We start from the raw sequence: 6,752 nt of genomic DNA, 5'->3' as shown, positions 1-6,752 counted from the left end.
CCAGCTTCTCGATGCCTATTCCGATCCGGGAGGCGCCGACCAGGAAAAGCATTTCGGGCTCTTTCGCCTGGATTATACGCCGAAGCCGGCAGCAATGGCGATCCATAACCTGACGGAAATTCTCGAGGATGACGGCGCGGCGCAGGCGACTTTCAATCCGGGAGCGCTCAATTACACCATCAACGGGCTACCCTCCACCGCGCGCAGCTATCTGACGGAGAAATCCGACGGAAGCTACCAGATCATCATCTGGAATGAGCCTGATATCTGGAACCAGACGACCGACAAGGCAATCCAGGCAGCGGCGACCAGTGTCACCCTCAATCTGGGCGGAGCTTTCGGGACGGTGCAGGTCTACGATCCGCTGACAGGCAATACACCCGTCAAAAGCTTTAGCAACATATCCTCCCTCAATGTGGATGTCGTCGACCATCCCATCATTATCAACATAGCAGCAAGTGCCGGCGCAGCGCTGGAACCCGGCCACATCTATGGCGGCACCGGAGACGACACCTTTACGGTCACCTCCCCGACTGACATCGTCGATGAAAGCCGCGGCGGCGGAACCGATACCGTCCAATCGTCGATCAGCTTCAGCCTGGCGGATACCGCCCATGCGATCGGCGCCATCGAGAACCTGACACTGACCGGCAACGCCAACATCAACGCGACTGGCAATCAACTCGCCAACATTCTCGTCGGCAATTACGGAGCCAACGTGCTGGACGGCGGCGCGGGCGCAGACAGCATGAAGGGCGGAGGGGGCGACGACACCTATATCGTCGACAACATCTATGATGTGGTGATCGAAGCTGGCGGCTCCGGCAAGGATACCATCAAGTCCTATGTCTCGCTCAGTCTGATGGACAAGGATCATGTGACGGGAACTGTCGAGAACCTGACCCTGTTGGGTGTCGCTAACATCAATGCGACCGGCAACGTCATGAACAACGTTCTCACGGGCAATTCCGGCAACAACAACTTCGATGGCGGCAGAGGCGAAGACCGAATGATAGGCGGCCTCGGCAACGACACGTACAAAGTGGATTCGGCAGGCGACATCGTTGACGAAACAGGCGGTGATGGCAACGACACCGTCAATGCGTCCATATCCTTGTCTCTGGAGAATGTTCTCGGAACAGTCGAAAATCTGACGCTCACAGGCTCGTCAGCGATCAATGCCACGGGTAACGGCGAAAACAACGTGCTGACCGGCAACATTGCAGGCAACACGCTGTCGGGCGGTGCAGGAAACGACCAGCTCATCGGCGGCAAAGGCAACGATATCCTGAACGGCGGAGCTGGAGCCGACCATTTCGTCTTCGACTTCAAACCCAGCGCTTACAACAACGTCGACAGGATCGAGGACTTCTCGGAAAGCGCCGGTGACAAGATCGTGCTCGACCACGAGGTTTTCACAGCCATCGACGCAGCGGATTTTTCCGCCGGAAATTTCGTGCTGGGCACAAAGGCTTTGGATTCGAACGACCGCCTGATCTACGACCAGACGACCGGAAAGCTTTACTACGATGCGGACGGCAGCGGGCTTGGCGCGGCCGTACAGATCGCGACGCTTTCCAATCTGGCGGCGCTTCATCACGACGATTTCCTGTTCCTCTAAAATCGGAACCTCATGTCTTCAAGCGGCGGTCCTATAGGGGCTCCTTTCCGGAGCCCCTTTTTTCTTGTCCTTTGCCGGCCCTGCACAACATTGTCCGCAGAGCCATCAGCCGAGCGGAGAGACCATTGCCCTGGACCGCCTACATCATTCACTTTATCGCCGCTTCATTCCTGACCAATGGCGTGCCTCATTTCGTTAATGGCGTCAGCGGCCGGCCTTTCCGCACACCTTTCGTCCGCCTGCAAGGGGCGAAGCTCAGCTCGCCAGTCACCAATATCATTTGGGGCTGGTTCAATTTTCTCGTCGCCTTCCTGCTCTTTGCCAATATCGGGCCGCTTTATATCGGCACACCGGGCGATACGGTTTTTGTCGCAGCGGGCGTTCTTGTAACCGGCATTCTTCTGGCTCGGATCTTCGAGCGAGACAACGCCTGACAAGTTACTTGCGCATCGCAAGTGGCTTGCATCATGCAAGTTACTTCTGTAGTGACTTGCATCATGCAACGAACGAGTTTCGCCAATTTCAAATGCCCGGCCGCCCGCGCGCTCGACAGCGTCGGTGACTGGTGGAGCATGATGATCCTTCGCGACGCCTTTCACGGGCTGACGCGGTTCGACGAATTTCAAAAGAGCCTCGGCGTTGCGCCGAACATCCTGACGCGGCGACTCGCGCATCTGATCGATGAAGGACTGTTCGAGAAGCGTCTCTACAACGAGCGCCCTGCCCGCTACGAATATGTGCTGACCGCCAAGGGACGTGATTTCTTCCCCGTTCTGATGGCCCTGTTTTCATGGGGACGTCGGCACGCTCCGCAAGAGGATCTTGCCTTCCTGCTCGGCAACGCCGCTTCCGGCGAGGAGCGCCAGCCCGTGCTGGTGGATGCAGCCAGCGGCGAAGAACTGAAACCCGAAAACACCTGCCTGCTGCCGGGACCGGCCGCTGATGAAGGCGACCGCGAACGGATCGCCCGCATGCGCGCTTATTACCTCGGCATTGACGCCTAGAGCATTTCCATTTTTCTGCGAGGCACGGGAATGCTTTATCTCTTTGTTTTTACGCAATTCGGAACGCAAAACCGCTGCGCACTTTTGCCGGAATTGCTTTAGAAAGGACAAATCCATGGAACGCATTGTTGTCACCGGCATGGGACTTGTTTCGCCACTTGGTGTCGGCGTCGAGACGGCATGGAATCGGCTCGTCGCGGGCGGCTCCGGCCTGCGCGTGCTGCCAGAGAATGTGGTCGGCGATCTCGCCGCAAAGGTCGGCGGGGTCGTTCCCTCCATCGAGGAGGATGCCGAAGCGGGTTTCGATCCCGATCGTGCCGTTCCGCCCAAGGACCAGAAGAAGATGGACCGCTTCATCCAGTTCGCGATGGCGGCAACAGACGAAGCTGTGCGCCAGGCCGGCTGGATGCCTGAGGGCGTCGATGCGCGCGAGCGGACGGCGACGATCATCGCCTCCGGCGTCGGCGGCTTTCCGGCGATTGCGGATGCGGTACGCACGGCTGAGACGCGCGGCGTGCGGCGGCTCTCGCCCTTCACCGTGCCTTCCTTCCTCGTCAATCTGGCGGCCGGTCAGGTCAGCATCCGCTACGGCTTCAAGGGGCCGCTTGGGGCGCCGGTAACGGCCTGCGCGGCAAGCGTTCAGGCAATCGGCGATGCAGCGCGGCTGATCCGGTCCGGCGAGGCGGATGTCGCCATCTGCGGCGGCTCGGAAGCCTGCATCGACAAGGTTAGTCTTGGCGGCTTTGCCGCAGCCCGTGCGCTCTCGAGCGGTTTCAACGACAGGCCCGAACTTGCCTCGCGTCCTTTCGATACGGCCCGCGACGGCTTCGTGATGGGCGAAGGGGCCGGCATTCTCGTCATCGAAACGCTTGAGCATGCGCTGGCGCGCGGCGCGAGGCCGCTTGCCGAACTCGTCGGCTATGGCACGGCCGCCGACGCCTATCACATGACGGCAGGGCCGGAAGATGGCGATGGCGCCCGCCGGGCGATGGAGGCAGCCTTACGGCAGGCCAGGATCCCGGCTTCCGAGGTCACGCATCTCAACGCCCATGCGACCTCGACACCAGTCGGCGACAAGGGCGAGATCGCTGCAATCGGTACGGTCTTCGGCCGCGACGGCGGCATTGCCGTCAGCGCCACCAAGTCGGCGACTGGCCATCTTCTGGGTGCTGCAGGCGGGCTTGAAGCCATCTTCACGATCCTTGCGCTGCGCGATCAGATCGCCCCGCCGACGCGTAACCTGGAGATAGCCGATCCGGCAGCCGAAGGCATCGATCTCGTGGGCAAGGTGGCCCGCAAGGTGGCGATGGAATATGCGATCACCAACGGCTTCGGCTTCGGCGGCGTGAATGCCAGCGCCCTCTTTCGCCGCTGGTCCTGACCGGCTCTTTCCTTGCGCGCAAAATAGCCTACACTTCTGCTGATATAGCCGGAGATGATCCCATGCGCGCTTTTTTCGCAGTGCTGGTTCTGTGTGCCGTATCCGTAATGTCAGGCATGGCGGCCCGCGCCGAAGATCCCGTGCAGACAACACAGACGATGATCGAGGAGCAGATCAGGGCATTCCTTAAGGACGATGCGGATACCGCCTATTCCTTCGCCGCGCCCGGCATCAAGGCCATGTATCCCGACAAGAATGTCTTCTTCGCCATGGTGAAGAAGAGCTACGAGCCGGTCTATCATCCCGGCAATTATGCCTTCGGGCGCAGCAGATCGATCGACGACGGCGCAATGATCTATCAGGAAGTCCTGATTTCCGGCCGGGACGGCAAGGATTGGACGGCGATCTATCAGGTTACTCGTCAGCCTGACGGCAGCTTCAAGATCAACGGCGTGCAAATCGTGCCTAACGCCGACAGCAAGGGCATTTGATCAGACGGGCTCGAGATCGCCTCTCGCCCATTCCTCGATCGTTTCCGCCATGAAATCGGCGAAACGACCTTCGGCAATCGCCTTGCGGATGCCCTGCATCAGTTCCTGATAGTAGTTCAGATTGTGCCAGGAGAGCAGCATGCCGCCGAGCGCCTCGTTGGCACGCACGAGATGGTGGAGGTAGGCGCGCGAATAGTCCCGTGTGGCCGGGCAGTTCGATTGTTCGTCGAGCGGGCGCATGTCTTCCGCGTGTCGGGCATTGCGGATATTGACCTTGCCGCGGCGGGTAAAGGCCAAACCGTGACGGCCCGAGCGGGTTGGCATCACGCAGTCGAACATGTCGATACCGCGTGCAACGGATTTCAGGATGTCATCGGGCGTGCCGACGCCCATCAGATAGCGCGGCTTTTCGCCTGGCAGGACCGGAAGCGTCTCTTCGAGCATCTTCAGCATGACGTCCTGCGGCTCGCCGACCGCAAGACCGCCGACGGCGTAGCCCTTGAGGTCGAGTTTGGTGAGTTCCTCGGCTGAGCGGACACGCAGGGCCGGCACGTCGCCACCCTGGACGATACCGAACATGGCCTTGCCCGGCTGGTTGCCGAAGGCAACCTTGCAGCGCCCGGCCCAGCGCAGCGACAGCTCCATGGCACGCTCGATTTCCTTGGGCTCGGCCGGCAGCGCCACGCATTCATCGAGCTGCATCTGGATATCGGAGCCGAGCAGCCCCTGGATTTCGATGGAGCGCTCCGGTGACATATGATGCAGGCTCCCGTCGACATGCGACTTGAAGGTGACACCCTGCTCGTCGAGCTTTCGCAAGCCGGAAAGCGACATGACCTGGAAGCCGCCGGAATCCGTCAGGATCGGGTGCTCCCAGCGGATGAGCTTGTGCAGACCGCCGAGGCGGGCGACGCGCTCTGCCGTCGGGCGCAGCATCAGGTGATAGGTATTGCCGAGGATGATATCGGCACCCGTCTCGCGCACCTGGTCGAGATACATGGCCTTGACCGTGCCAACCGTACCGACCGGCATGAAGGCCGGCGTGCGGATTGTGCCGCGCGGCATGGAAACTTCACCGAGGCGGGCACCGCCATCGGTCTTCTTGAGGGTGAACTGGAAGTTCTCAGTCGTCATCGGTCTTTCCGGAAAAGAAGGCTCGCGTCGCCGTAGGAATAGAAGCGGTAGCCTGTCGAAATGGCATGTTTATAGGCCGCATGCATGGTCTCGAAACCGGCAAAGGCCGAGACCAGCATGAAGAGCGTCGAGCGCGGCAGGTGGAAGTTCGTCATCAGGATATCGACCGCCTTGAAGCGGTAGCCGGGCGTAATGAAGATGCCGGTCGCGCCGGCCCAGGGCTTGATCTCACCGCTCTCCTCTGAAGCGCTCTCGATCAGCCGCAACGAGGTCGTGCCGACGCAAATGATGCGCCCGCCCCTTTGCCGCACGGCATTCAGCCTCGCAGCGATCTCGGCGCTGACATAGCCGCTTTCGAGATGCATCTTGTGATCGTCGGTGTCGTCAGCCTTGACCGGCAGGAAGGTGCCGGCGCCAACATGCAGCGTCACGAAATGCCGTTCGATGCCGGCTTTGTCGAGCGCCTCGAACAGATCAGGTGTGAAATGCAGGCCGGCGGTCGGGGCGGCGACGGCGCCCTCCTCCCGCGCATAGATGGTCTGGTAATCGGCGCGGTCACGTTCGTCTTCCGGACGCTTGGCGGCGATATAGGGTGGCAGCGGAATATGGCCGACGCTGGCAATCGCTTCGTCCAGCGCAGGGCCGGAGAGATCGAATGCGAGCGTCACCTCACCCGCCTCGCCCTTTTCCTCGACGGTCGCATCGAGCGAGCCGATCATGCAGCTTTCGCCGCCATGGCCGAAGGCGATACGGTCGCCTTCCTTGATACGCTTGCCGGGCTTGGCGAAGGCTTTCCACTTGCTGGCGCCGATGCGCATGTGGAGCGTCGCCGAAACCTGCTGGCCGCCAGCGCCCTCGCGATGACGAATGCCTTCGAGCTGGGCCGGAATGACCTTGGTATCGTTGAAGACCAGCGCGTCGCCTGCCCGCAGGAAGGACGGCAGGTCGGAGACGTGGTGATCGGAAAGAACCGGCTGCGCATTCGGATCGACGGCAAGCAGACGTGCGCTATCGCGCGGCTCGGCGGGCCGCAGCGCTATGCGTTCATCCGGCAGGTCGAAATCGAAGAGGTCTACGCGCATCAAGGTACTTCCAGGCAAAGCGAAACCCGCCCCGCGCTC

General features: G+C 60.9%; 7 protein-coding genes. 5 read left to right on the top strand and 2 right to left on the bottom strand.

Annotated elements, in window-relative coordinates; all coding sequences use genetic code 11:
* The 5 genes from J2X71_RS34790 to J2X71_RS34770 all read left to right on the top strand — a co-directional run.
* Positions 1–1,621 (top strand): calcium-binding protein (locus tag J2X71_RS34790; protein ID WP_310389669.1); only part of this gene is annotated, 1,621 nt, incomplete at its 5' end.
* A gap of 125 nt (positions 1,622–1,746) precedes the next feature.
* A complete protein-coding gene (locus tag J2X71_RS34785; RefSeq protein WP_310389667.1) occupies positions 1,747–2,055 on the top strand; it encodes a hypothetical protein in 309 nt (102 codons plus the stop codon).
* Positions 2,056–2,118: 63 nt separating this feature from the next.
* On the top strand, positions 2,119–2,625 hold the full coding sequence (locus J2X71_RS34780) for a helix-turn-helix domain-containing protein (RefSeq protein WP_310389665.1): 507 nt from the start codon (positions 2,119–2,121) through the stop codon (positions 2,623–2,625).
* 115 nt (positions 2,626–2,740) lie between these two features.
* Positions 2,741–4,006, top strand: coding sequence for a beta-ketoacyl-ACP synthase II (fabF, locus tag J2X71_RS34775; RefSeq protein WP_310389663.1), 1,266 nt, complete (start codon positions 2,741–2,743; stop codon positions 4,004–4,006).
* 62 nt (positions 4,007–4,068) lie between these two features.
* Entirely contained in the window at positions 4,069–4,497 is a 429-nt protein-coding gene (locus J2X71_RS34770) for a DUF4864 domain-containing protein (RefSeq protein ID WP_310389661.1), read from the top strand.
* Here J2X71_RS34770 and tgt read toward each other — a convergent pair whose 3' ends face one another.
* Positions 4,498–5,631, bottom strand: coding sequence for a tRNA guanosine(34) transglycosylase Tgt (gene tgt, locus J2X71_RS34765; RefSeq protein WP_310389659.1), 1,134 nt, complete (start codon positions 5,629–5,631; stop codon positions 4,498–4,500). It abuts the gene before it with no gap.
* On the bottom strand, positions 5,628–6,713 hold the full coding sequence (gene queA / locus J2X71_RS34760) for a tRNA preQ1(34) S-adenosylmethionine ribosyltransferase-isomerase QueA (RefSeq protein WP_310389657.1): 1,086 nt from the start codon (positions 6,711–6,713) through the stop codon (positions 5,628–5,630). The genes tgt and queA overlap by 4 nt, the downstream gene beginning before the upstream one ends.
* Between the last annotated feature and the right edge of the window lie 39 nt (positions 6,714–6,752).

This window comes from Rhizobium sp. 1399 (assembly GCF_031455475.1).
Taxonomy (GTDB): domain Bacteria; phylum Pseudomonadota; class Alphaproteobacteria; order Rhizobiales; family Rhizobiaceae; genus Rhizobium.
The sequence above is the reverse complement of the archived record's forward strand: the minus strand, read 5'-3'. Positions and strand labels throughout refer to the sequence as shown.